The organism is Natrinema salifodinae, from assembly GCF_900110455.1.
In the GTDB taxonomy this organism is placed as follows: domain Archaea; phylum Halobacteriota; class Halobacteria; order Halobacteriales; family Natrialbaceae; genus Natrinema; species Natrinema salifodinae.
In genome coordinates this window covers 716,597-738,461 of sequence record NZ_FOIS01000002.1, presented here as the reverse complement: position 1 = coordinate 738,461, position 21,865 = coordinate 716,597, and the positions used below count along the sequence as shown (strand labels likewise).

Annotated in this window: 17 protein-coding genes; 4 read left to right on the top strand and 13 right to left on the bottom strand. The window is 68.8% G+C overall.

Annotation, left to right across the window (positions count from 1 at the left end; all coding sequences use genetic code 11):
• Window positions 1–24: 24 nt before the first annotated feature.
• From BMY29_RS09020 to BMY29_RS09010, 3 genes are all read right to left on the bottom strand, one after another.
• The gene (locus tag BMY29_RS09020) at window positions 25–1,170 is read right to left on the bottom strand and encodes a segregation/condensation protein A (RefSeq protein WP_049988978.1); all 1,146 of its coding nucleotides are present in this window, start codon (window positions 1,168–1,170) and stop codon (window positions 25–27) included.
• On the bottom strand, window positions 1,163–4,753 hold the full coding sequence (smc, locus tag BMY29_RS09015; protein WP_049988979.1) for a chromosome segregation protein SMC: 3,591 nt from the start codon (window positions 4,751–4,753) through the stop codon (window positions 1,163–1,165). Before smc ends, BMY29_RS09020 begins: the two co-directional genes overlap by 8 nt.
• A 135-nt stretch (window positions 4,754–4,888) precedes the next feature.
• The gene (locus BMY29_RS09010) at window positions 4,889–5,200 is read right to left on the bottom strand and encodes a DUF7518 family protein (protein ID WP_049988980.1); all 312 of its coding nucleotides are present in this window, start codon (window positions 5,198–5,200) and stop codon (window positions 4,889–4,891) included.
• Between the two features lie 231 nt (window positions 5,201–5,431).
• Here BMY29_RS09010 and BMY29_RS09005 point away from each other — a divergent pair, with 231 nt between their 5' ends.
• From BMY29_RS09005 to BMY29_RS08990, 4 genes are all read left to right on the top strand, one after another.
• Window positions 5,432–6,289, top strand: a complete 858-nt coding sequence (locus BMY29_RS09005; protein ID WP_049988981.1) for an SDR family oxidoreductase — start codon at window positions 5,432–5,434, stop codon at window positions 6,287–6,289.
• A 2-nt stretch (window positions 6,290–6,291) separates the two neighbouring features.
• Window positions 6,292–8,319 carry an AMP-binding protein gene (locus BMY29_RS09000; protein WP_049988982.1) on the top strand — a complete coding sequence of 676 codons (2,028 nt, stop codon included), beginning with the start codon at window positions 6,292–6,294 and terminating at the stop codon, window positions 8,317–8,319.
• A 195-nt stretch (window positions 8,320–8,514) separates the two neighbouring features.
• The gene (locus BMY29_RS08995) at window positions 8,515–9,006 is read left to right on the top strand and encodes a cupin domain-containing protein (protein ID WP_049988983.1); all 492 of its coding nucleotides are present in this window, start codon (window positions 8,515–8,517) and stop codon (window positions 9,004–9,006) included.
• 182 nt (window positions 9,007–9,188) lie between these two features.
• Complete coding sequence (locus BMY29_RS08990) at window positions 9,189–10,424, top strand: carboxylate--amine ligase (protein ID WP_049988984.1); 1,236 nt, start codon at window positions 9,189–9,191, stop codon at window positions 10,422–10,424.
• 60 nt (window positions 10,425–10,484) lie between these two features.
• Here BMY29_RS08990 and BMY29_RS08985 read toward each other — a convergent pair whose 3' ends face one another.
• The 10 genes from BMY29_RS08985 to BMY29_RS08940 form a co-directional block, all read right to left on the bottom strand.
• A complete protein-coding gene (locus BMY29_RS08985; protein WP_049988985.1) occupies window positions 10,485–11,810 on the bottom strand; it encodes a dicarboxylate/amino acid:cation symporter in 1,326 nt (441 codons plus the stop codon).
• Between the two features lie 86 nt (window positions 11,811–11,896).
• Window positions 11,897–12,715, bottom strand: a complete 819-nt coding sequence (locus BMY29_RS08980; protein WP_049988986.1) for a DUF2182 domain-containing protein — start codon at window positions 12,713–12,715, stop codon at window positions 11,897–11,899.
• Between the two features lie 64 nt (window positions 12,716–12,779).
• The gene (locus tag BMY29_RS08975) at window positions 12,780–14,021 is read right to left on the bottom strand and encodes a hypothetical protein (protein WP_049988987.1); all 1,242 of its coding nucleotides are present in this window, start codon (window positions 14,019–14,021) and stop codon (window positions 12,780–12,782) included.
• On the bottom strand, window positions 14,018–15,304 hold the full coding sequence (locus BMY29_RS08970; protein ID WP_049988988.1) for a Glu/Leu/Phe/Val family dehydrogenase: 1,287 nt from the start codon (window positions 15,302–15,304) through the stop codon (window positions 14,018–14,020). The genes BMY29_RS08975 and BMY29_RS08970 overlap by 4 nt, the downstream gene beginning before the upstream one ends.
• 95 nt (window positions 15,305–15,399) lie before the next feature.
• Entirely contained in the window at window positions 15,400–15,813 is a 414-nt protein-coding gene (locus BMY29_RS08965) for a helix-turn-helix transcriptional regulator (RefSeq protein ID WP_074854679.1), read from the bottom strand.
• A gap of 120 nt (window positions 15,814–15,933) precedes the next feature.
• Window positions 15,934–16,260 carry a hypothetical protein gene (locus BMY29_RS08960; RefSeq protein WP_049988989.1) on the bottom strand — a complete coding sequence of 109 codons (327 nt, stop codon included), beginning with the start codon at window positions 16,258–16,260 and terminating at the stop codon, window positions 15,934–15,936.
• 201 nt (window positions 16,261–16,461) lie between these two features.
• Complete coding sequence (locus tag BMY29_RS08955) at window positions 16,462–18,006, bottom strand: cytochrome c oxidase subunit I (protein WP_049988990.1); 1,545 nt, start codon at window positions 18,004–18,006, stop codon at window positions 16,462–16,464.
• The gene (locus BMY29_RS08950; protein WP_049988991.1) at window positions 18,003–19,409 is read right to left on the bottom strand and encodes a hypothetical protein; all 1,407 of its coding nucleotides are present in this window, start codon (window positions 19,407–19,409) and stop codon (window positions 18,003–18,005) included. The genes BMY29_RS08955 and BMY29_RS08950 overlap by 4 nt, the downstream gene beginning before the upstream one ends.
• A 67-nt stretch (window positions 19,410–19,476) precedes the next feature.
• The gene (locus BMY29_RS08945) at window positions 19,477–21,000 is read right to left on the bottom strand and encodes a permease (protein WP_049988992.1); all 1,524 of its coding nucleotides are present in this window, start codon (window positions 20,998–21,000) and stop codon (window positions 19,477–19,479) included.
• 264 nt (window positions 21,001–21,264) lie between these two features.
• Window positions 21,265–21,705 carry a hypothetical protein gene (locus BMY29_RS08940; protein WP_049988993.1) on the bottom strand — a complete coding sequence of 147 codons (441 nt, stop codon included), beginning with the start codon at window positions 21,703–21,705 and terminating at the stop codon, window positions 21,265–21,267.
• Between the last annotated feature and the right edge of the window lie 160 nt (window positions 21,706–21,865).

Below are 21,865 nucleotides of genomic sequence, written 5' to 3'. Positions count from 1 at the left end.
CGAACCGCGAGAAACCGGGACGGCTCAGTCAGCGATCGCTTCGTCGGCTTCGTCCGGTTCCGCGTCCACCGTCGCCTCCTGAATCCAGAGGTCGCCGAACAGTTCGTCCTGTTCGAGGACGAGCCGCCCGCGGTGGGCCAGGAAGAGCAAGGCGAGGTAGGTCATCACGCGCGAGCCGCCGACCTCGTCGATCTCGGCGTACAGCACCTCGTCGCGCCCGTTCTCGTAGTGGCGTTCGAGCTCCGCCTCGACGTCGTCGATAACGGACTCGATGTCCTCCTCGTGGGTCGTGTGCGTGACGTCGTCGCTGGTCGGCTCGTCGTCGACCCGGAAGTCGTCGCCGGAGTGGTAGTTCAGCTCCTGGACGCCGCGGTCGTACCCCTTCGGCGAGTCGCTCGTGTCGTAGCTGCGCGACTCCTTCCACCGGCTGTCGCGCTCGGCGGTGCGAAGCTCCCGGACCAGTTCGTCGAGTGTCTCCGGCTTTCCGCGGGCGTGCTTGCGCTCTAACCGGCGTTCCATCTCCGCCTCCAGGTTCTCGACGGGATCGAACCCCGGCGGGTGGGATCCGGCGCCGTCGTCGCCCTGCGCGTCCATCGCCCCGTCGTCGGCGAAGGGCGCTTCCCACGGCGGCAGCTCCTCTTCCTCGGGCTCGTCGGGAGCGAACAGCTCGTCGCTTTTCATCCGCAAGAGGACGCTGGCGTAGAACAGCGCCCGCCCCGAGGTCCGCAGGTCGGCGTCGTCCAGCGCCTCGAGGAACTTGTCGGTGACGCGGACGACGTCGATGTCCCACGGATCGATCTCGCCGTCCTTCGCGAGCTGTACGAGGAGTTCGACGGGTTCGACTTCGTCCGCTTCGGCGTCATCGTCCGCGTCCACGTCCGGGTCGTCACCGGCGCTCGAGCCGAGACCGTCGTCTTCGGAGAACTCGAGGACCGACTCCTCGCCGGACGGCGAGCGCTCGCCGCTCGAGTTGCTCTCTTCGCTCGCGTCCGATTTCCCCGGCCGCTCGCGGTCCTCGTGGCCGGCGATGTTCAGCGGGATGTCGTCGCTCCCGCCGTCGGTATAGAACTCGTCGCGATCAGCGTCTCGTGAGTCGGAATCACTTCGCGACTCCCTGCTCGCGCCTTCGGCGCTCGCGTTCTCCGAGTCGGGTGGCGACTCGCTAGTCACTCACGGACACCTCCTCGCCGCTCGGGTCGACGCCGTCGCTCAGGTCGATCCCGGTCACCGCGCTCACGTTGTCCTGTTGCATCGTCACGCCGATCGCCCGCTCGGAGCGGTCGAGCATCGCCGAGCGGTGGGAGACGACGACGAACTGCGCGTCGCCGGCCAGTTCCTCGACCATCTGGCCGACCCGTTCGGCGTTGACGGCGTCGAGGAAGGCGTCGACCTCGTCGAGCGCGTAGAACGGCGCCGGGTTGTGCCGCTGGATCGCGAAGATGAACGCCAGCGCGGTCAGCGACTTCTCGCCGCCGGACATCGCGTCCAGGCGCTGGATCGGCTTGTCGCCCGGCTGGGCCTTCATCGTCAGCCCGCCGTCGAACGGGTCCGCTTCGTCCTCGAGGTGGAGCGAGCCGGTCCCCTCCGAGAGCTTCTCGAAGATCTCCGTGAAGTGCGCGGCGATCTCGTCGTAGGCGTCCATGAACGCCCGTTTCTTCTGGGTCTCGTACTGTTCGATTCGGTCGCGGATCCCGTCGGCTTCCTCGACCAGCGTGGCCTTTGCGTCCTCGAGTTCCTCGAGGTCGCTGCGGACCTCGTCGTACTCGTCGATCGCGAGCATGTTGACCGGCTCCATCGCCTCCATGTCGGTCTGCAGGAGGTCGATCATCTCGAGGACGGTGTCGTGATCGGGCACGTCCTCGGGGTCGTAGTCGCCGACCTCGGCCTCGAGGGACTCGATCTCCCACTCGAGGCTGCTCGCGCGCTCGCTGGCGTCCTCGAGTTTGCTCTCGACAGCGTTGACCCGGTCCTGTTGTTGGTCGCGGGCCGTCCTGGCCTCGGCCAGTTCCTCCTTGCGATCGCTGCGCTCGTCTTTCAGTTCGGCGAGCTCCGCTTCCAACTCCTCGACGGCCTCGCGCTTTTCCGCGAGGGTCTCGCGCTTGCCCTCGATCTCGGTCTCGTACTCCTCGATGTGTTCCTCGTGCTCGGCCTTGCGGTTCTGGGCGGCCTCGATGTCGTCGTGGAGGTCCTCGATGGCGTCCTCGGCGTACTCCTTCTCGAGGTTCAACTCGTTGAGCTCGTTGTCGATCTCCTGAATCTGGGCCTCGCGCTCGTCGATCTCCGCGTCGAGTTCCTCGATCTGATCGGTCAGCTCGGGAATCTTCGAGTCCGCGAGTTCTCCCTCGAGGTCCGCGATGTCGGCCTCGATCTCCTCGATCGTCGCCGTCTTCGCCTCGATCTCGTCGGCGATCTCGTTCATCCGCTCGTCGACCGACTCGCGCTCTTCACGGAGTTCCTCGAGGTCGCTCTCGAAGTCCTCGATCTCCGTCTCGATGCGGTCGCGCCGCTCGTCGAGCTTCTCGAGTTCGGACTCGATCGAACGCACCTCGTCGGCCGCGTCGCTCTTGCGGTCGCGGGCGTCGTCGAGACGCTCCTCGACGCCGCGGAGCTCCTCGCGGAGCTCCTCGCGTTCCTCTTGGAGTTCCGTGATCCGCTTCGCGACGCGTTCGAGTTGGCCCTCGCCGCCGCCGGTGAAGGAGTACCGCGAGCCGCCGCCGGAGCCGCCGGTCATGGCACCACTCTTCTCGACCAAGTCGCCGTCCAGCGTGACCATCCGGTAGTCGCCCATGTACGAGCGCGCGGTCTCGATGTCCTCGACGACTAAGGTGTCCCCGAGGACGTACGAGAAGACGCCCGCGTACTGGTCGTCGAAATCGACCAGGTTGTACGCGAAGTCGACGACGCCCGGATCGCTGGGGGCGTTGGGGAGCCGGCGCCGGCTCATGTCCGTCAGCGGCAGGAAGGTAGCCCGGCCGGCGTTGCGGGACTTGAGGTGCTCGATACACTGCTGGCCGACGACGTCGTCGTCGACGACCACGTTCGCCAGGCGACCCCCGGCGGCGGTCTCGCAGGCGACCGCGTACTCGCCCGAAACGGTGCCGAGCTGGGCGACCGCGCCGTGGACGCCGCCGATCCCCGAGTTGAGGATCGTCGTCACCGCGCGGCCGAACGAGGAGTCGCCGCTCTCGCCGGCCTTGGCCTCGAGTTCGGCGTACTCCTGCTGTTTGGCCTGGATCTCGTCGTCGAGCTCGTCGACGTCGGACTGGAGGCGGCGCTTCTCGGCCTTCAGGTCGTCGACGACCTCGGCGATGTTGTCGCGGTTCTGTTCGGCCTTCTCGAGTTCCCGCTCGAGGTCGCCGCGCTCGCTCTCGATCTCGGGGAGCTGCTCGCGTTTCTCTTCGATCGCGTCCTCTTTCTCGTCGATGGCGTTCGAGCGCCGCCTGGCCTCGTCGAGCAGGCGGTCCTGCTCGCGCTGGCGGTCGTTCTTCTGGGTCTTGGCCGCCTCTAAGTCGTCCTTGCGCTCGGCCAGGTCGGCCTTGAGCTCGTCGAACTCGGTGTCGACGGCCTCGATTTCGGCCTCGAGGTCCGCGCGTTCGGCCTCGCGCTCTTGGATCTCGGTCTTGATCGAGGCCTTCTCGAGCTTGTGTTCGCGGATCTCGTCGTCGAGTTCCTCGATCTGCTCTTGCTTGCGGTCGATCTGGACGAACGCCTCGCGGCGCTCGGATTCGGCGTCCTCGATCTGCTCCTCGCTGGCTTCGATCTTGTCCTCGAGCCGCGAGATGTCGCCTTTGATCTCCTCGATCTCGCTTTTGATCCGGAGCTGCTCGTCCTCGCCCTTGCGCTCGATCTCGGCGTTTAAGTCCTCGAGATCCTCCTGCAGGCGGACTACCTTCCCCTCGCGCTCGTCGAGTTCGCGCTGGAGTTCGCGGAGTTCGTCTTCGAGGTCGTCGACGGTCGCCTCGACCGACTCGAGTTCGTCGCGTTTCTCCTCGAGTTCGCTGGCCTTCTTGTAGCCCTCGTACTCCTCTTTCTCGCGGCGGAGGCGCCGATAGCGCATCGCCTGGCGGCGCTCGTCCGCGAGCTGTTCGAGGCGTTCGCGCTTCTCCTCGATGCGGAGTTCGGCCTCGTCGATCCGCTCTTGGACGGTCTCGAGTTCCTCGAAGGCGTCCTCCTTCTTGGCGTCGAACTCCGCGACGCCCGCGATCTCGTCGATGATCTCCCGGCGGGCGTGGGGGGTCATGTTGATGATCTCGGTGACGTCGCCCTGCATGACGACGTTGTACCCCTCCGGCGTGACGCCGGCCTGGGCGAGCAGATCCTGAATGTCCGAGAGGTTGACCGAGCGGTCGTTCAGATAGTAGTAGGAGTAGTAGTTGTCCTCGGTTTCTTTCACCCGGCGGCGGATGCGGACCTCGTCGATGTCGCCGACGTCCTCGCTGCCCGCGGCGTTGACGACCTGCGAGCGCTCGAGGGTCCGATCCGAGTTATCGAGGATAACCTCAACGGTCGCCTCGCGCGGTCCGGCGGACGCGTCGCCGTCCTCGTGACCGGGGTTGTAGATCAGGTCCGTCAGCTTCTCGGCGCGGATCCCGCGCGTGCGGGCCAGGCCGAGCGCGAACAGCACGGCGTCGATGATGTTCGATTTGCCGGAGCCGTTCGGGCCCGTGACGACCGTGAAATCCTCATAAAACGGTATCTTCGTCTTCCGACCGAAGCTCTTGAAATTGTCTAAGACGAGCGACTTGATGTACATTCTCTTTGCGAGGCCTCCGGGGCGAAATCGGCGTCGGCCGTCGGTGCGGGGTGGGGGTGGGGACCGGGCGGAGCGAGAGCGGAGACGATCGCTCCGTCGGCGCTCCCCCAGCCTCGCCGACGGCGTCGGCCGCAGTTATGCGACAATAATGTCGTCGCTACCTGAGTCTTCCGCTTCGTCGCCGGCAGCGTCGCCGTCGTCCTCGGCGTCGGCCGCCGCTTCGGCGACGTCGTCGGACTCGGCGTCGGGCGTTTCGTCTTCGTCGACCGCCGCGGCGGGCTCGCCGCTCCGACGCTCGGGGACGCGCGTCGGCGTCTCGGTGTCGAGTTCGGCCTCAAGGACGCGAATGCGCTCCTTCGCTTCGATGAGTTCATCTGTCAGCCCCTCTACCGTCGACTCGAGCTTCGCGACCGTCGATTCGAGTTCCTCGACGCGGTTGTTCGGCATATCCGCTATGGGGCCGTCGGGCCACATAAACGTACGTCAGACGACTATAAGTTAGATTACAATTATCGCGCCGCGTCGGCGGAAATCGGCCTGCTCGGCGCCGATCGATCGTCCCTACGGAGCGACCGATCGTGCGATCGATCGGTATCCGTGACACTCATCGGAGTGAGAACATCGGGCCGGCCACTGATCACTTTTATCGTGATCCTCGGTGTCTGGTCTCATAACAGTATGTCACAGGATCAGGTCACCCCACCGACGGTCGCGCGCGAGGACATTCACGACTTCGACGACGACTCGTTCACCGATCGCAACGTCTGCCTGGTGACGGGCGCGGCCTCGGGTATCGGTCGAGCGACGGCGCTGGCGGCCGCGGGGAACGGACTCACCGTCGCGGCGACGGACGTTGACGAGGAGGGGCTCGACGGGACGGTCGACCGCGGCGAAGAACTCGACCTCGGGGGAACGATCGAGTCGATTCCCGGCGACCTCACGGACGACGGCGACCTCGAGCGAATCGTCGACGAGGCCGCGGAACTCGGTGATATCAAGTACCTCGCGAACGTCGCGGGGATGCAACACATCGACCCGATCGAGGACTTTCCGATGGAGACCTACGATACGATGCACCGGATCATGCTCCGCGCGCCGCTGTACCTCTCGAAACTGTGCATCCCGCACTTCCGAGAGACCGAGGATGGGGAGGGCTGTGTCGGCAACATGGGCTCGGTTCACGGCCACTACGTCACCAGCGACAAGGTCGGTTACAACGTCTCGAAGTTCGGCCTGCGCGGCCTGACCCAGTCGATCGCCGCCGAGGGTGAGGGGGCGATCCGCTCGTTCTCGGTCAGCACCGGCTACGTGAAGACGCCACTCGTGACCGACCAACTCGAGGACACCGCCGAACAGCGCGGGATCTCGGTCGACGAGGTAATCGAGGACGTCATGCTCGGCCAGTCCCGCGTCAAGGAGATGATGGAGCCGGTCGACGTCGCCAACCTCTTCCTGCTCGGCTTCTCGGATCTGGGCCGGCACCTCGACGGCGGCGACCTGTTGTTTGATGGTGGCATGACCCTTACCTACGAGTAACAATGTCCGAGAACACGAGCCCCAGTCTCGAGGATGTCGACGAGATCGTCCACGAACCCGACCGGGAGTTCGTCGAATCTACCAACGTCTACGACTTCATGGAGACGTACGGGATCGACGACTACGACGACCTCATCGAGCGGACGACGACCGAGGTCGAGGGCGAACCCGAGAGCGGCCTCGACTGGTTCTGGGACGAGCTGGTCGACTACCTCGGGATCGAGTTCTACGAGGCCTACGACGAGGTCCGAGACAGCAGCGAGGGGCCGCAGTTCACCGACTGGTACGTCGACGGCGAACTCAACATCGCACACAACGTCGTCGACCGCCACGCCGCCCGCGACGAGGAGCGGCGCAACAAAGTCGCTACCATCTGGGAGGGCGAAGACGGCGAGGTCCGGGAGGTGACCTATCACGAACTCCGTCGCCAGGCGAACCAGGTCGCGAACACCCTCGAGGAACGCGGCGTCGGCGCGGGCGACACGGTCGGACTGTACATGCCGATGGTACCCGAGGTCGTCTCGATCCTCTATGGCTGTTTCAAGGTGGGCGCGATCGCGGTGCCGATCTTCTCGGGCTTCGGCGTCGACGCGGCTGCGACCCGGATCGAGGACTCGGAGCCCGCGGTGCTGTTCACCGGCGACGGGTTCTATCGACGCGGCGATCCGGTCTTCCTCAAGTCCTCGGCCGACCAGGCGATCGAGGAAGCGGGGCACGTCGAGCACGCGATCGTCTTCGATCGGCTCGGCTCGAGCGACCGGCGGAGCGAGACCGAGATCCCCTGGACCGACGACCGCGACGAGTGGTGGGACGACGCCGTGGCGGCGCAAGACGACGAGTACGAGACGGCGTCGCTGCCCTCGAATCAGGAGTCGATGCTCCTCTATTCGTCGGGGACGACGGGCAAGCCGAAGGGGATCGTCCACACCCACGCGGGCGTGCAGGTCCAGTGCGCCAAGGAGGTCTACTTCGGGATGGACCTCAAGCCGGCCGACCGGTTCTTCTGGGTCTCGGACATCGGCTGGATGATGGGGCCATGGACGCTGATCGGGACCCACACTTTCGGCGGCACCGTCTTCATGTACGAGGGCGCGCCCGACCACCCCGAACCCGACCGGTTCTGGGAGATGATCGACCGACACGACCTCACCCAGTTCGGCATCTCGCCGACCGCGATCCGCGCGTTACGGAAGCACGGCGACGACTGGCTCGAAGGTCACGACCTCTCGTCGCTCCGGCTACTCGGCTCGACGGGCGAGCCCTGGGACCCCGAGTCCTGGCGCTGGTTCTACGAGAACGTCGGCGGCGGCCAGGCGCCGATCATCAACATCTCCGGGGGCACCGAGATTTGTGGCTGCTTCCTGATGCCGATGCCGACCCAGCCGCTCAAGCCCTGCACGCTCGGCGGCCCCGGGCTCGGGATGAACATCGACATCGTCGACCGCGACGGGACCTCCGTCGCGGAGGAGCACCGCCGGGGCTTCCTCGTCGCCAGGGACTCCTGTCCGTCGATGACCAAGTCGCTGTGGTCGGGCGACGAGCGCTACCTGACCGAGTACTGGTCGACCTTCGAGGACCCGCCCCTGTGGAACCACGGCGACTGGGCCCAGAAGGACGAGGACGGCTTCTGGTTCCTCCACGGCCGCGCCGACGACGCGCTCAACGTCGCCGGACGCAAGGTCGGCCCCGCCGAGGTCGAAGGGGCGCTGATCGATCACGACGCGGTCAACCAGGCCGCCGCGATCGGCGCGCCGGACGAAACGACCGGGACCGCGGTCGTCACCTACGTCGTCCTCGACGGCGCCGAGGAGAGCGACGACCTCCGCGAGGAACTGCGCGCGCAGGTGGGCGAGGAACTGGGGAAGCCGTTCCGCCCGCGCGAGGTGCTGTTCGTCGACGAACTGCCGAAGACCCAGTCGGGAAAGATCATCCGCCGGGCCATCGAGGCCACCTACACGGGCGAGGACTTGGGCGACATGAGCAGCATCGAGAACCCGGAGGCGCTCGAGGAACTGGCGGACGCCAGGTAGTCGGTAGTCGCTTCGAGCCGACCGGAGTCGCCGGATTTCGACCGTGGTTCTGTCTCCGATTCGGTCTCTCCCAGCCCCGTGAAAAACCGTTAAGAGACGAGCGAGCGTTCTAGTACCTGATTCAGGCCCCTATCGACCGAGTCGACGCTTTTCACGTCGCCGCGAGGCGGCCCGCAATCACAGCGGTGAGCACCCATGGCAGCAACATCGAAGAAGCAACCGGAAGCGACCCGAGCGATCGATCTCTACGAATTCGAGGGAACCGACGTGTATCAGGAGGGCGACGAGCGCGCACGCCTGCGCGGCTACTTCCCGCTGACGCCCGGAACGCCGAACGGGACCGACGCTGGCGCCGAAGATCTGATGCTCGTCAGCATGGAGATCGACCCCGGCGACCACCTCCCCAGCCACCGGGACAGCAACGAGGAACTCCTCGTAGTGATCGCAGGGACGGTCGAAGCGACGGTCGGCGACGAGACGATCCCCCTCGAGGCGGGACAGTGCGCCATCGTCCCCGAAATGGAACCCCACGGGATCGCGAACGCCGGCGACGAACCCGCCCGCATTATCGGGGTGTTCCCGGACACCGAACTGACCGCGACGTTCGAGGAGACGATGCAACCGTTCGGAACGACTGACGTGACGATCGGCGGGGAGACGCCGAAGACCGACCGGGAGAGCGAGTGACCACGAAACGGTAACCGGCGTCTCGACCGCGCCAGGCGGTTCCGCGATATCCGACCGCGATCCGCGAGTTGCCGGCGGTGCGCCGGCCGGGAGCGGCCGCGAGACGGGGGTATGCCTCCGGACCGCACCGATCGATCGGACGGTCCCGGACGATTTTTGCGGCCTGAATGAGAATAACACGCATGGCAGACACAGTCTACGATACGCGAACCGCCATCGACGAACTGGAAGATCGGTCGTTCGACCGACCGCCGGCGATCGTCTGCAACGCCCACATCACCGGCCTGGCGGTTGCCCGCGCGCTCGCGGACCACGGCGTGCCGGTGGTCACGCTCGACCGCTCGCCCGACGGGGTCGCGCCGTACTCCGAGGGGGTCGAGCTGGCGGGCCTGGTCACCTATCCGCTCGACGATCTCGAGGCGTTCGGGGAGGAACTGGCGGCGATCGCGGACGCGCTCGAACACGACCCGGTGCTGTTCCCGTGTATGGACGAGTGGGTCCACGCCGTCGCCGACCTCGACCCCGACAGGATCGACCTGCCGTTCGCCGACTTCGAGACGGTCGACGCGATCTTAGACAAGACCTCGCTCTACGAGCGGGCCGACGAATTGGACGTGCCGACCCCCGAGACCTACCGGCTCGACGAGACCGATCCCGACGCCGCGGCCGATGAACTGAACCTTCCGCTGATCGTCAAACCGGCCCTGAAGCGGCGGTTCGAGGACGCGTTCGGGACGAACCTCGTCGAAGTCGAAAGTCGAGAAGAGTACGACGAGATCGTCGAGCGCGCCCGCGACGCGGACATGCGAGTGATGGCCCAAGAGAAGATTCCGAAGGAGCAGGGCGACCTCTACACGCTCGCGTCGTACGTCCCCGAGTCGGGCGTCGACGACGCCGTCACCTTCGTCGGCCGGCGCCGCGCGATCTATCCGCCCGACTTCGGGACGACCTGCCTGGTTTCCGGCACCGACGTCCCCGAGATCGAACGGGACGCGCTCGCAGTGCTCGACGACGCCGGCTACCACGGCATCAGCGAGGCGGAGTTCCTCTACGACGCGCGGACCGACGAGTACCGGCTGCTCGATATCAACACCAGGCCGTGGAAGTGGATCGGGCTCCCGATCGCGGCGGGGGCGAACCTCCCCGCGGCGGCCTACGCCGACGCGACCGGCGGCGACTACGAGCCTGGCGTGGTCCGGGACGCGACCTGGGTCTACCTCAAGGACTACGCGACGCTGCTGGCGAACCACGCGGTCGAGGATCACCTCTCGCGCGAGCAGTGGCGCTCGATCGTCGCCGGCGAATTCGAGCGGCGCGACGATCTCACGACGGCCGTCTACCGGCCGAGCGATCCGGATCCGACATACCGGCTCCTCGCGACGGAATTCGGGACGAGAGAGTACTACTGTCCCTGTTGACCGGTCGGTCGACGGCGGCGAAAAAGAGAACGGCGGGGTGAGAGCTCCCGTGCAGCGGGTTCAGTCGCCACCCGCCGTTGTGTCGCCGCCGATTTCGAGGCCCCGCGTCGGATCGGCCCACGAGCCCCCGGTGAAGTCGATCGCGTCGTTCCAGTGGGCGACGACCGTCGTGACGGCCAGGTCGCCGGTCACGTTCGTCATCGTCCGGAGTCGGTCGAGGATCGGGTCGACGCCGGCGACGAAGCCGACCACCTCGAGCGGGAGCCCGAGTTGGGTCAGCACTAAGGTCAGCATGATCAGCCCCGTGCCGGGGACGCCCCCGGCCCCGATGCTCGCGAGCACGGCGATGAGGACGACCGTCACCTGCTCGACGATCGTTAGCTGCACGCCCACGAGGTTGGCGGCGAAGACGGCCACGACGCCCTGGTACATCGCCGTTCCGTCCATGTTGATCGTCGCGCCCAGCGGGAGCGAAAATCCGTAGACGCTCTCGTCGATCCGCAGGTTGTCGTCGGCGTTAGCCATCGTCACCGGCAGCGTGCCGCTCGAGGAGCGGATCGAGAGCGCGGTCACGATCGCGTCCTTCGAGCCCGCGAGGAACGCGACGGGCGACTGCCTAGTGAGCGCCACGATGAGCCCGCCGAGGTAGACGACTGCGATGTGGAGCAGGATTGCGGCGGTCAGCGCGGCGATCAGCATCGCGAACGGGACGAGCGCGTCGACGCCGGCCTCGCCGAAGACGGCGGCCATCAGCGCGAAGACGCCGATGACGCCGTACTCCATGATCCCCCAGACGAGCTTGAACAGCGCCTCGGTGCCGGCCTCGACGATGTCGAAGATCGATTCGACGCCCCGGAGGACGGCCTCGTCCTCGCTGCTCTCCTCGAGCAGCAACAGCGCCAGGCCGAAGACGATGACGAAGAAGATCGTCGCGAGGACGTCGCCCTCCGCCATCGCCCCGATCGGATTCTCCGGGACGATCCCGACCAGCACATCGACGAAGTCCGGCGTCTCGGCCGGCTCGAACGCCGCATCCTCGGTCAGCGTCAGTCCCGTCCCCGGATTGACCAGGTTCGCTACCGCCAGGCCGATGAACACCGCGATCGCGGACATGATCGCGTACAGCGCGATCACCTGACCGCCGATCCGGCCCAGTTGGGCCGGCGAGATCCGTCGTATCCCCATCAGCAGGGTGAAGACGACGATCGGGATGACGATCATGCTCAACAGCCGGACGAAGATGTCCCCCAGCGGCTCGAGCCTCGTCGCGGGATCGCCGACGACCAGGCCGACGATCGACCCCAGGACGAACGCCGCGCCGATTCGGTACACGATCGGGATCGAGCGGTACCGCCCCCAGTACGATTTGACGTTACTTGTTGCCATTTAGCACACCATCTAGTCCTTCGGGGGCGGCGATCAAAAAACGGCATCCCGCGTCGGCTTTCGGTTCGGCGGAGCGGCCGGCCTCGTCAGATGCCGAGCACGCCCGAGAGGAGCGCGACCGCGGCCGCGCCGAGGAGGACGACGCCCCAGGCGACCGCGATGTCCTCGCCGTTGGCCGCCAGGCGCTCGAGCGCGACGACCAGCGTCAGGCCGACCATGACGAGGTGGTTCATCGATCCCAGCGCGACCATGGCCGCGAACAGCGGCCAGGTGCAGCCGACGCAGTTGGCGGCGTACTCGACCCCCTCGCGCGCCATCCGGCGGACGCCGGGGCGGTGCGGGATCGATCGACAGCGCGCACACCGCGCGAGCAGATCCCGTTTCAGCGACGTGAACTGGTAGGCGCCCGCGAACGCGAACAGGCCGGCAAGCGCGAGCGCCCCGGCGTCGACCCCGCCGATCGTCGCGGTCACCAGGCCGCGGATCGAGAGGAGGAAGTCGACCGCCAGCGGGACGGCGCCGGCCAGCGTCCAGACGAGGCCGTAGGCCCCGACGAACGCCGCGATCGACGGGCCGAAAACGGACGGCGCGTCGCAGAGTTCGTCCCGATACCGCCGGACGGCGGGAAGGAGCGACGGGAGCATCATTGTCAGCATCATCGCACCCCACAGCAGGAGGTAGGCCAGGGCACCGGCGAGTCCGTTTGCCGTGGCCGCCGCTTCGGGAACGCCTGGCGCGCTCATCGGCGCGTCGAGGCCGTCCGGGACCGGTCCCGGCCCGGGGAGCCATCCCCGGCGGAGGACGAACCACAGCAGGGCGGACAGCGAGAGGACGAGCGTTTCCGCGACCGGGACCGAGTCGCGATCGATACGAGTCGTGAACGGGAGTCGAACGTCGGGTACCATCGAGTACGGGGAAAACGGGGCGATCGGCGGGGCGATTCAGACGAGTCGATCGATTCCGGTACGGTCAGTCACGGCGGTCCGCCGCACCCTCGCGGTCTCGGCGGTCGCGCTCGAGGATCGCACCGCCGGCCCCGACGGCGACGTCGACCGAGACGGTCGCCAGGCCGTCCCCGACGTCGGCGCTCGAGCGGGCGAGCGCGAGATCGAGCAGCGACTGTTCGGTCGGTGCGTCCAGGGCGGTCCAGCGGACGCTCGCGTCGCGTTCGTAGATCCGGCCGCCGGTCGCGACCGCGACCGCGTCGGTCCCGACCGATCGGATCGCCTGGAGCGCGCCCTGGCCGACGTGTAGCGGCGTCCAGTTCTCGCAGCGGGGGTCGTACCGGTAGGCGATGCCGTCGGCGCCGGCGATGAAGACCGAATCGGCGCCGGCCCAGACGTCCTGGAAGTCGACCTGAGCGTTGCGAACGCCGATCCGTTTCCAGTCGTTGGTCCGGTCGCTGTCTACGGATTCCGTGTCGCCGTCCCCGGAATCGGTCGCAGGCGAATCCGAGTCCGCGTCCGTGCCCGTGCCCGAACCGTCTGCGGGTTCGAAGTACGCCCCGCCGCTGGTGTCGACGGCGTAGAACCCGTCGGGACCCGCCGTCAGGCCGGGGATCGTCGATCCGCCGCCCGGTTCGACCACGTCGCCCCAGACGGGACAGCCGTCCTCGACGGTGCAGTCGAGCACCTCCCCGGAGCCGTTCGCGATCCGGACGCGTTCCTCGCCGGTCGCGCCGGCGACGGCGATCGCCTCCCAGGTGCTCGTCTTCTCCATCGGCGCGGAGTAGTCGCTGAGGTGGCCGTCGGCCACGTCGTAGTAGCCGAGCGCGCCGCTATCGCCGGCGAACCACAGGCGACAGCCGTCGTCGGTCGCGGCGATCGATCGGAGGGTGTTCTCCGAGACGCCGGGGCCGCGCTCTAAGAGGACGCGCCAGGCGTCGCCGGTCCGGTGGAGCACGAGGCCGCCCTCGCCGCAGGCGTAGGGGCCGTCCTGACCGTGGACGACGCCGTGGAGCGTCCGCGAGGTCGGCGATTCGACGACCTCCCAACCGCCGCGGTCGTCCCGGTCGCCGTCGTCGGTCGCGACACCGGTTACCCGGCCGCCGCCGCGATCGCCGTCGCGGCCGTCGCCGCTCTCGGCTCCGGCCCCGTCGGTCTCGTCGCCCCCGTTCGCAGCGCTCGATCCGGCCGAGCCGGCGCCGGAGGAACCGACGCGCTGGAGCCAGGCGAGCGCCTCGGACAGCGAGTCGTCCAGACTGTCGATCATCGCACCACCTCGTGGGCGGCCGCGACCCGCGAGAGGCCGACGCTGTAGGCAGCCTGGCGCCAGGTCAGGTCGCAGCTCTCGCGGCGGTCGCGCACGTCGGCGACCGCGTCGGTGAGCGCGTAGCCGAACTCGTTGGTCACGCGCGCGTCGCTCAGCCGGTCCCGGCCGACGCTCTGGACCCACTCGAGGTGGGCCGCGACCATCGTCCCGGCCGTCGCCAGGGTGGCGGGCACGACCGTCACGCCGCGCTCTTCGAGGGCGGCCTGGCCGCCGGGGGTCACGCCGCCGACGGCGCCCTCGACGACGAGATCGGATCGGATCGCAGCCGCGTTCTCGGCGGTGACCGCCGTCGCGGGGGCCGCGAGGACGAGGACGTCGGCGTCCCGTTCGAGGACGTTCTCGGTGCCGGTCATCGTTCCGTCGTCGTAGGCCGCGAGCGCGCCCGGTCGATCGAGATAGCTGGGGGCGAGATCCGCGTCCAAACCGTCCTCGTCAGCGGGCGCGGTGAGCCCGGCCCGATCGCTGCACATCGCGACGACGGTGCCGCCCCAGAACTCGAGCAGGCGGGCCGCGGTCGCGCCGACGGTGCCGGTGCCGGCGACGGCGATCGTCGCCTCGGACAGCGGCCGATCGCGGTCGGTTTCGAGGACGTCCTGTGTCACGTGGGCGACGCTGTGGCCGCTCGCGCGCGGGATGTCGCGGAAGCCGCCGACGGCCGGCGGCTTTCCGGCGACCGTCGCTCGCGGCGGGCCGTCGATCCGATCGGCGATGGCGTCGGCGAATCGGGCCATGGTGCGCTCGTCGGTCCCGACGTCGGGGACGAGGACGTCGCCGTCGGGGCCGACGCCGTCGACGCGGGCCGCGTAGGCGCGGATGAGCCGGACGCGTTCGTCCCGCGAGAGCGTCGTCGGATCGACGGCGATTCCGCCCGCCGCGCCGCCGAAGGGAACGCCGGCGATCGCGGCGCCGACGGTCGTCGCCGCGGCCAGGCCGGCGCAGTCGTCGCCGGTTAGCGCGTCGGCGTATCGGTGCGGGCCGACGAACGGGCCGCGGACGCCGTCGTGGCGGACGCGGTACCCCTCGCAGACGCCGAGCGTGCCGTCGTCGCGCTCGAACGGTACCGAGAGCCGCTGGCGCTGGCGCGGATAGAGGAGTCGGTGCTCGATCTCGTCTGGGACCCCGAGGCGACGCGCGGCTGTCGTCGCGTACGTCCACGGGGCGTCGAGATCGGGTGCTGTTCGGCCGGACTCGCCGCTGTCGGTGTCGTGATCGCGTGCTGTCATCGTGGAAGAACTCAATAGATCGCCGGATCGTCGATCGTCGGTTCGTTCGTCGGGTCGCCAGGCCGCGCGGAGCGACCGGGACCGCGGTCCCGCGCTCAGTGGTGCTCGCAGAAGAGGCAGCGCCGTTCCCATTCGTGGTGGGCCTCGAGGAGTTCGTTGGCGCGCGTACTCGGCCGATAGGCGTTCGTTCGGCCGTCGAGCGGGCGCTTCTCGACGTACCCCTCCTCGATGAGTTCGCCGAGGTTCTGGTAGAGCCGGCCCTGATTGATCTCCTCGTCGTAGTAGCAGTCGAGTTTATCCTTGATCACCAGGCCGTGGGGGTTGCGGTCCGCGAGCATCCGGATGACGAACAGCTGATCTCGCTTGAAGCCGGTCAGGTTCGTCAGCGGTCGCGGATCCGCGCCATCGCTGCCGTCGCTGCCGTCGGCGCCGGTATCGCCGGCGCCGTCATCGGGGCTCGATTCCTCGCTGTCGTCGCAGTCTCGGTCTGTCGGTGTGTAATCGGACATCGGTTCGTCATCGGCGGCGAAGCCGCCGAGGCTACGCGCGGGACTCGAACCCGCGATCCGGCCGATCCGGACGTAGCGTGGAGCGACGCCGCGGCGGGAAGCGGGGCCGCGGGGGTCCGGTCAGGGACCGTGTTCCAGCCGGTGTTCTCGGTAGAGAATCGCGAGGAACGCGCCGAGGGGACCCAGGCCGGCGATGACGAGTAACAGCCCGGCGGAGACGGCGGTCGGCAGCGCGACGCTCGCGACGAAGTACCCGAGGACGGCGACCGCGGCCGCGAGCAACAGCGCGACGCTCGCGATCACGAGCCCGAAGCTCAGCTTGCGGAGCCGCCACTCGAGGTTCTCGGAGCGGCGCAGTTGCTCGACCAGGACGACGGCCGGCGGAATCGTCAGCGCGATCAGTTGCAGGAGCATCAGTGCGACGTCGGTGCTTGCGGTGGTTGCCATGGGTGGACTGTGTGCTGGGTCGGCTAGGACGGTTGTCGGGCCGCACGACGGTGCGGTCGTCGGAGAGCGATGCGACTGCTCGGCGGTCGATTCGGCGGCGGGAATCAGTGAGAGCGAGCGGGAGCGAACCCGGGGCGAAGCTATCGAGAGACCCGGTGACGGCGCTATCGGCGACGCCTATCGAGAGACTCGGAGACGGCGCTATCGACGCCGCCACTCGCGCGTGTGCGACGGGCCGCCCTCGAGATCCCACGGATCCGCCGACGCCGGCTCGCCCGTCCGGACCGATCGACCGAGGTTCCAGAGGAAGGCCGCCTGGCCGGCCACGATGACGTAGGTCCCGACGGTCGCGAGCTGGTGCAGCGGCGCGTACCTCGCCGGATAGGTCGCGACGCGCCGGGGTAACGCCGCGAGGCCGACGAGCAGGAGCGCGCCGAACGTCACGGCGATCCCGACGACGGTGAGCCAGACGTGCAGGCGGGCCAGGCCCGGCTCGAGCCGGCGGCCGGTCAGCAGGGGGTACCAGTAGTAGGCGCCGGCGAGGAGCGCCAGGCCGACGAAGCCGGCCAGCAGCAGGTGGAAGTGCGCGACGACGTAGTAGGTCCCGGTGTAGCGAATGTTGATCGGCGGCGCGGCGAGGAAGACGCCGGTGACGCCGCCGACGACGAAGAAGCCGACCGCGGCGAGGGCGGCGAGCATCGGAGCGGTATAGCGGATCGAACCGCCCCACAGCGTGACGAGCCAGGTGCAGAGTTTCGCCGAACTCGGGAGGGCCACCGCCAGCGTGGTGAGCATGAAGACCGTTCGCACGGCGGGGCTCATACCCGTCACGAACATGTGGTGGGCCCAGACGGTGAAGGAGACGACGCCGATCGCGAGCGTCGAGTAGACCGACGAGCGCCGACCGAACAGCCGGCGGCCGGCGAACCGTGGGAGGACATGGCTGACGATCCCCATCGGGGGTAACACGAGCACGTACACCAGCGGGTGGGCGAAGAACCAGAACAGGTGCTGCCAGCCGAGTAGGCCGCCGTCGCCGATCAGCACGGTCTCGAGCGCCCGATCGGCGAGCAACAGCGCGACGGCGGCGGCCAGGACGGGGAAGGCGACGACCGCCATCGCCGCGGCCGTCACCACCGTCCAGGTGAAGGTGTCGACGTCGAGCCACCGAACCTCGCGATTCCGCCGGATCGTGACGACGAGGTTCGCCGCCGTCAGCGCCGTTCCGACGGCGACCAGCAGGAGGCCGACGAGCACGGCGTCGATCGCGGGGTTCGGCGACCGGACGCTCAGCGGGGGGTACAGCGTCCACCCGATCGCGACCGGTTCGAATCCCGCCACGCCGAGGACGCCGCCGACGGCGCCCGCACGCAGCGACAGCGCGGCGGGGATCTGCAGCCAGAACGCCAGCGCGCCGAGCGTCGGCGACGCGACGCCGTCGGCCGCGATCAGCGGCGGGACTGCGGCGTACGCGAACCCCCAGATCGCCGGCAGCGCGAACAGGAACAGCATCGTCAGCCCGTGGGTGGTGAAGAAGGCGTTGTAGGTCTCGGCCGGCCACCGGGCCAGGCGCGGCGTGAGCAGCGCCGTCCGGAGGAGGAGGGCGTCGAGCCCGCCCCAGAGACCCATCGCCAGCGCGAACGCGAGGTGCCAGCGACCGAGCCGCCGGTGGTCGACGCCCGAGCGACCCGCGAGTACGGTTCCGACGCTCCGGATCGCACGCCGCGGCGTCGAGGAGCGCCTCATCGGCGGTCGAACGTGAACGCGCGACCAAGCTCGCGGACGCCGAGCAGGCCGACCGTCGTCGCGACGGTGAAAGCCACGAGGGGGTCGATCGCGTACAGGAGCCCGCCAACCAGCGGCGCGGGAACGACGGCGAGGCGAACCCCGGTTCGGACGGCGTCGGGGAGCCGCGGTCCGGGAACCGGCGCGGCGCGGACGCCGGCGCCGACGGTCGGCCGGAGCGGTTCGATCGCGCTACGACAGCCCGCGAGGGCGAACAGGACGGCGACGACCCCGACGCTGGCCGGCGCCGCCGCGAGCGCCAGCGGCACCAGCGAGAGACCCGCGAGCCCGGCGATCAGCAGCGCACGCCGATCGACGCGCGCGGCAAGCGCCGGCGCGGCGATCGCGCCGGCGATCGCCCCCACCGCCTCCGCGAGTACGAACAGCCCGAAGACGGCGGCCGGGCCCAACGAGAGTCCGCCGACCGAGCGGGCGAGCGGCCGGTAGTCGACGACCAAGAGGATCAGGTACGGCCAGGCGCCCGCGATCGCGACGCGGACGAGCGCGTCGCCGACGACGGCCCACCGCCGGCGGTCGGGCAGCCGCGAGACGGCGCGCCGGACGACCGTCAGCGGGGCGTCGGCGTCGCTTCCCGCGCCCTTCCGGTCGCCGCTCGCCGTCGCCAGGCGGCCAACCGAGAGCGTCGATCGGTCGCCGACGGTGCCGAGCGTCACCGCGCCGACGACTGCGACCGCGGCTCCCGTCGCGGCGACGAGCGCGAACCCGGCGCGGACCCCGTCGGCGCTAGCGACGGCCGCGGTCGCGACCACCGCCGCGGCGGCGATTCCGAGCGCGCCGACGACGATCCGCATTCGCCGGTCGGGCGCGCGGGCTCGCCGCGGCGTTCGCTCCCGGTCCCCATCGTCCGCGCCCGCCTGGTTGCCGTCGGGTTCATCGGCCGCGCTCGCGGGCGATGACGCGATCCGGATATCGACCGGCCACAGGTGGCGGACGGGCCCGGCGACGTGCCACGTTTGGAGGACGACGGCGCCGACCGCGAGCCAGCCCAGCGACGTCAGCGGCGTCCCCAGCAGCGTATCGAGCGTCGGCGCGCCCGCCCAGGCGAGCAGGCCGACGGCCCCGAGCAGCGCCGCCAGTACCGCGATCGCTGTCCGTTCGCGATCGGTCGTCGCGCCCTCGTCGATCGCGTCGGTCGTGTACTCGGCCCCCGCCGCGGCGACGCCCAGGCCGAGCGTCACCAGCGCGCCGACGACGAGCGGTCCGTGGCCCAGCGCGGTCACGAACGCGGGGAGGTAGCGTTCGGCCAGGCGAACCAGGCCGTGACTCGCCACGAGGGCGACGAGGCAGACGAGCCGGACCGGATCGAGCCGGTCGGTCGCGGAAGTGACTAGCGGTGGTGTCATGGGTGATGGGAGGTGCTGGAACCGGGCGGGGAGTGCAGGGGCGGAGTCGGCGGTCGATCGGCCGGATTCACTTCAGTCCGCGGTCCTCGAGCGCGTAGGCGAGCCGCTCGAGGAGCTGGTGGGTACGGATGAGGACGCCGGCGACGTGGGGCGCGAGTCGCTTCCCGATGCGGGCGCGCTGGTGGGGGTCGAGGGCCACGTAGACCTGGCCCGCGAAGATCGGGAGGGCGACGACGTTGAACAGGGCGGTGTAGGTCCCGGAGACCGTGCCGCCAACCGCGCCCGCGGGCGGCACGAGGCCCAGGGCAGTGAAGACGAGTTCGACGGCGAGCCCGGCCGTCGTCGCCGCGAGGAAGAACGCGACGGAGATCACGGCGGCCATGCGGGTCCCGTAGTACCGCCGGTAGGTGCGGACCAGCGGCAGGATCAGCAGGTCCGCGAAGATGAACGCGAGGACGCCGCCGAACGAGACGCCGTTCTGCCAGAGGACGACCGCGAAGGGGACGTTTCCCACCGAACAGAGGAACGTCAGGACGCCGACGACGGCGCCGAGAACGACGTTCGAGACCAGGCGGGTGAGACTGCCCTCGGCGCCGACGCCGAAGACGGCGGTCCACCAGGCGGTCGGGACGAGCGCGGCCAGCAGACCGGCGATGACGAAGCCGATCGCGATGTCCCGCCAGAGCATGTCCCACTCGCGGATCGCGTTCGCGATCGCCGACCGCCAGCGATCGCCCGAGAGGAGTTCGGGGCCGGCGGTGACGGCCTCGCGATCGGTCGCCGGATCGTACGCGTTGCGGCAGCCGGAACAGCAGAAGTACCGCCGCTCGCCGTCGAACGTCGCGTCGATCGTCTCTTCGTCGGTTGGGTCCGCGGCCATCCCGCAGGTCGCACACTCGGTCTCATCGAGCGCCTGCGCGTGCTCTCGCGCCCGGTCGACCCACGGCCGGGGGACGAACCGGCGGTAGATCACCGCCAGGACGGCGATGGCGACAAGACCGCCGAAAATCTCCGCGACGGCGAACTGCCAGCCGAGCAGGAGGAGGACCACGAGCGCGAGTTCGAGCACCAGGTCCGTGCTCGCGAACTGGAACGCGCCCAGGCTGGCCGCGGCCGACGCGCCCTTGGTGAACAGCGACCGGGTCGTCGCCACTGCGGAGAACGAGCAACTCGATGAGGAGGCGCCGAAGAGGGCACCGTAGCCGACCTCCCGCCAGCCGTCGTCGCCGAGGAAGTCGGTGAGCCGGTCCTCGGCGACGAACTCCTGGACAGCGCCGGTGATCGTAAAGCCGAGCACGAGCGCCCACCAGGTCTCCCAGGCCATCTCGAACGCGATGACCGCGGCCTCGAGCAGGCGGAGCAAGAACGCACCGAGCAGTCCGACCAGCCTGGCTGCGAGGTCAAGGCCGCCCCCGTTGGCGTCCGGGACGGGGGCGCCGAACGCGACTGCGGTGCCGATCGGCCGTCCGGCGACCGACGCCCACCGGAACTGTCCGTGTTCGATCACCGCCAGCGCCGGCGCGACGAACGGTCGTCCCTGGGCAAGCGCGAGGCCGGACACGTCAGTGGGGATGGGTATTGCTGGGAGCATCAGTGGCGAAGTTCGGGATTCGAATCGAGCGGAGCGTCGGAGAATCGCGCGGAGCGGATACCAACGGCTGCGCTGTCGGGCCAGGATGTCATCCGCGCCGGGGCGCGTCGTCCGGGCCGTCCAACAGAAATAACCAATAGATTGAGCCCTATAAAAATGGACGAAACCTAGAGGATGTACACTGAGAGTACCGGTGACCGGACGAATGCGCGCGGGCCGGGAGCGGGCGGGTTCCGCCGCGGCCGCGAGCGCGATCGACCGATCTCAGCGAGCCAGCAACCCGATCGTGCGGTGACGGTTGTACAGGTAGGCGACGCAGACCGTCACCGTCGAGAGGAGGAACGCGACGATCGCGATCGCCAGCGCGATGCCGAACCCGGCCGCCAGACCGGAGAGGACGCCGAGCAGCAGGGGCGCGGCGATCGCCGCCCCGACGTAGAGCTGCCGGTCGGGCGACCAGGCGTCGGTCTCGGTCGCGACGAACTCGACGTCGCGCCAGAGCGCGGGCAGCGTGACGGCGCCGGAAGCGGTGACGACGATCAGGAGGGCGACGCTCCCGAGGCCCGAGGCCAGGACCGAGCCGCCGCCGGTGAGGCGGGCGAGCGCGACGATCCCGAGCAGACTCAGGACGGGATAGCCGATTAAGACGTACCAGTACCACGGCCGATCGGTCGAATCGACGAGCGAAAGCTCACCACGTGACATGGTGCAGCCGCCGTAGGAACTGCTTACTGATAAGACTGGGAGATCCATAATATTATCGAACAAAATAATAGAAACATACGTCTAGAACGGTCTAGGGGTCCGAATTTTTATTCTAGAAGGTTTCAACACTATGTCAGTTTATGCCTCTGGCGCCGCTATC

Bases quoted from the DNA above. Each gene is read 5' to 3' on its own strand.
- BMY29_RS09010 (WP_049988980.1), bottom strand. From the start codon at position 5,200: ATGCCGAACAACCGCGTCGAGGAACTCGAATCGACGGTCGCGAAGCTC.
- BMY29_RS08950 (WP_049988991.1), bottom strand. From the start codon at position 19,409: ATGACACCACCGCTAGTCACTTCCGCGACCGACCGGCTCGATCCGGTC.
- smc (WP_049988979.1), bottom strand. From the start codon at position 4,753: ATGTACATCAAGTCGCTCGTCTTAGACAATTTCAAGAGCTTCGGTCGG.
- BMY29_RS08975 (WP_049988987.1), bottom strand. From the start codon at position 14,021: ATGATCGACAGTCTGGACGACTCGCTGTCCGAGGCGCTCGCCTGGCTC.
- BMY29_RS08995 (WP_049988983.1), top strand. From the start codon at position 8,515: ATGGCAGCAACATCGAAGAAGCAACCGGAAGCGACCCGAGCGATCGAT.
- BMY29_RS08970 (WP_049988988.1), bottom strand. From the start codon at position 15,304: ATGACAGCACGCGATCACGACACCGACAGCGGCGAGTCCGGCCGAACA.
- BMY29_RS08960 (WP_049988989.1), bottom strand. From the start codon at position 16,260: ATGGCAACCACCGCAAGCACCGACGTCGCACTGATGCTCCTGCAACTG.
- BMY29_RS08945 (WP_049988992.1), bottom strand. From the start codon at position 21,000: ATGCTCCCAGCAATACCCATCCCCACTGACGTGTCCGGCCTCGCGCTT.
- BMY29_RS09000 (WP_049988982.1), top strand. From the start codon at position 6,292: ATGTCCGAGAACACGAGCCCCAGTCTCGAGGATGTCGACGAGATCGTC.
- BMY29_RS08980 (WP_049988986.1), bottom strand. From the start codon at position 12,715: ATGGTACCCGACGTTCGACTCCCGTTCACGACTCGTATCGATCGCGAC.
- BMY29_RS09005 (WP_049988981.1), top strand. From the start codon at position 5,432: ATGTCACAGGATCAGGTCACCCCACCGACGGTCGCGCGCGAGGACATT.
- BMY29_RS08985 (WP_049988985.1), bottom strand. From the start codon at position 11,810: ATGGCAACAAGTAACGTCAAATCGTACTGGGGGCGGTACCGCTCGATC.
- BMY29_RS08965 (WP_074854679.1), bottom strand. From the start codon at position 15,813: ATGTCCGATTACACACCGACAGACCGAGACTGCGACGACAGCGAGGAA.
- BMY29_RS08940 (WP_049988993.1), bottom strand. From the start codon at position 21,705: ATGTCACGTGGTGAGCTTTCGCTCGTCGATTCGACCGATCGGCCGTGG.
- BMY29_RS08955 (WP_049988990.1), bottom strand. From the start codon at position 18,006: ATGAGGCGCTCCTCGACGCCGCGGCGTGCGATCCGGAGCGTCGGAACC.
- BMY29_RS08990 (WP_049988984.1), top strand. From the start codon at position 9,189: ATGGCAGACACAGTCTACGATACGCGAACCGCCATCGACGAACTGGAA.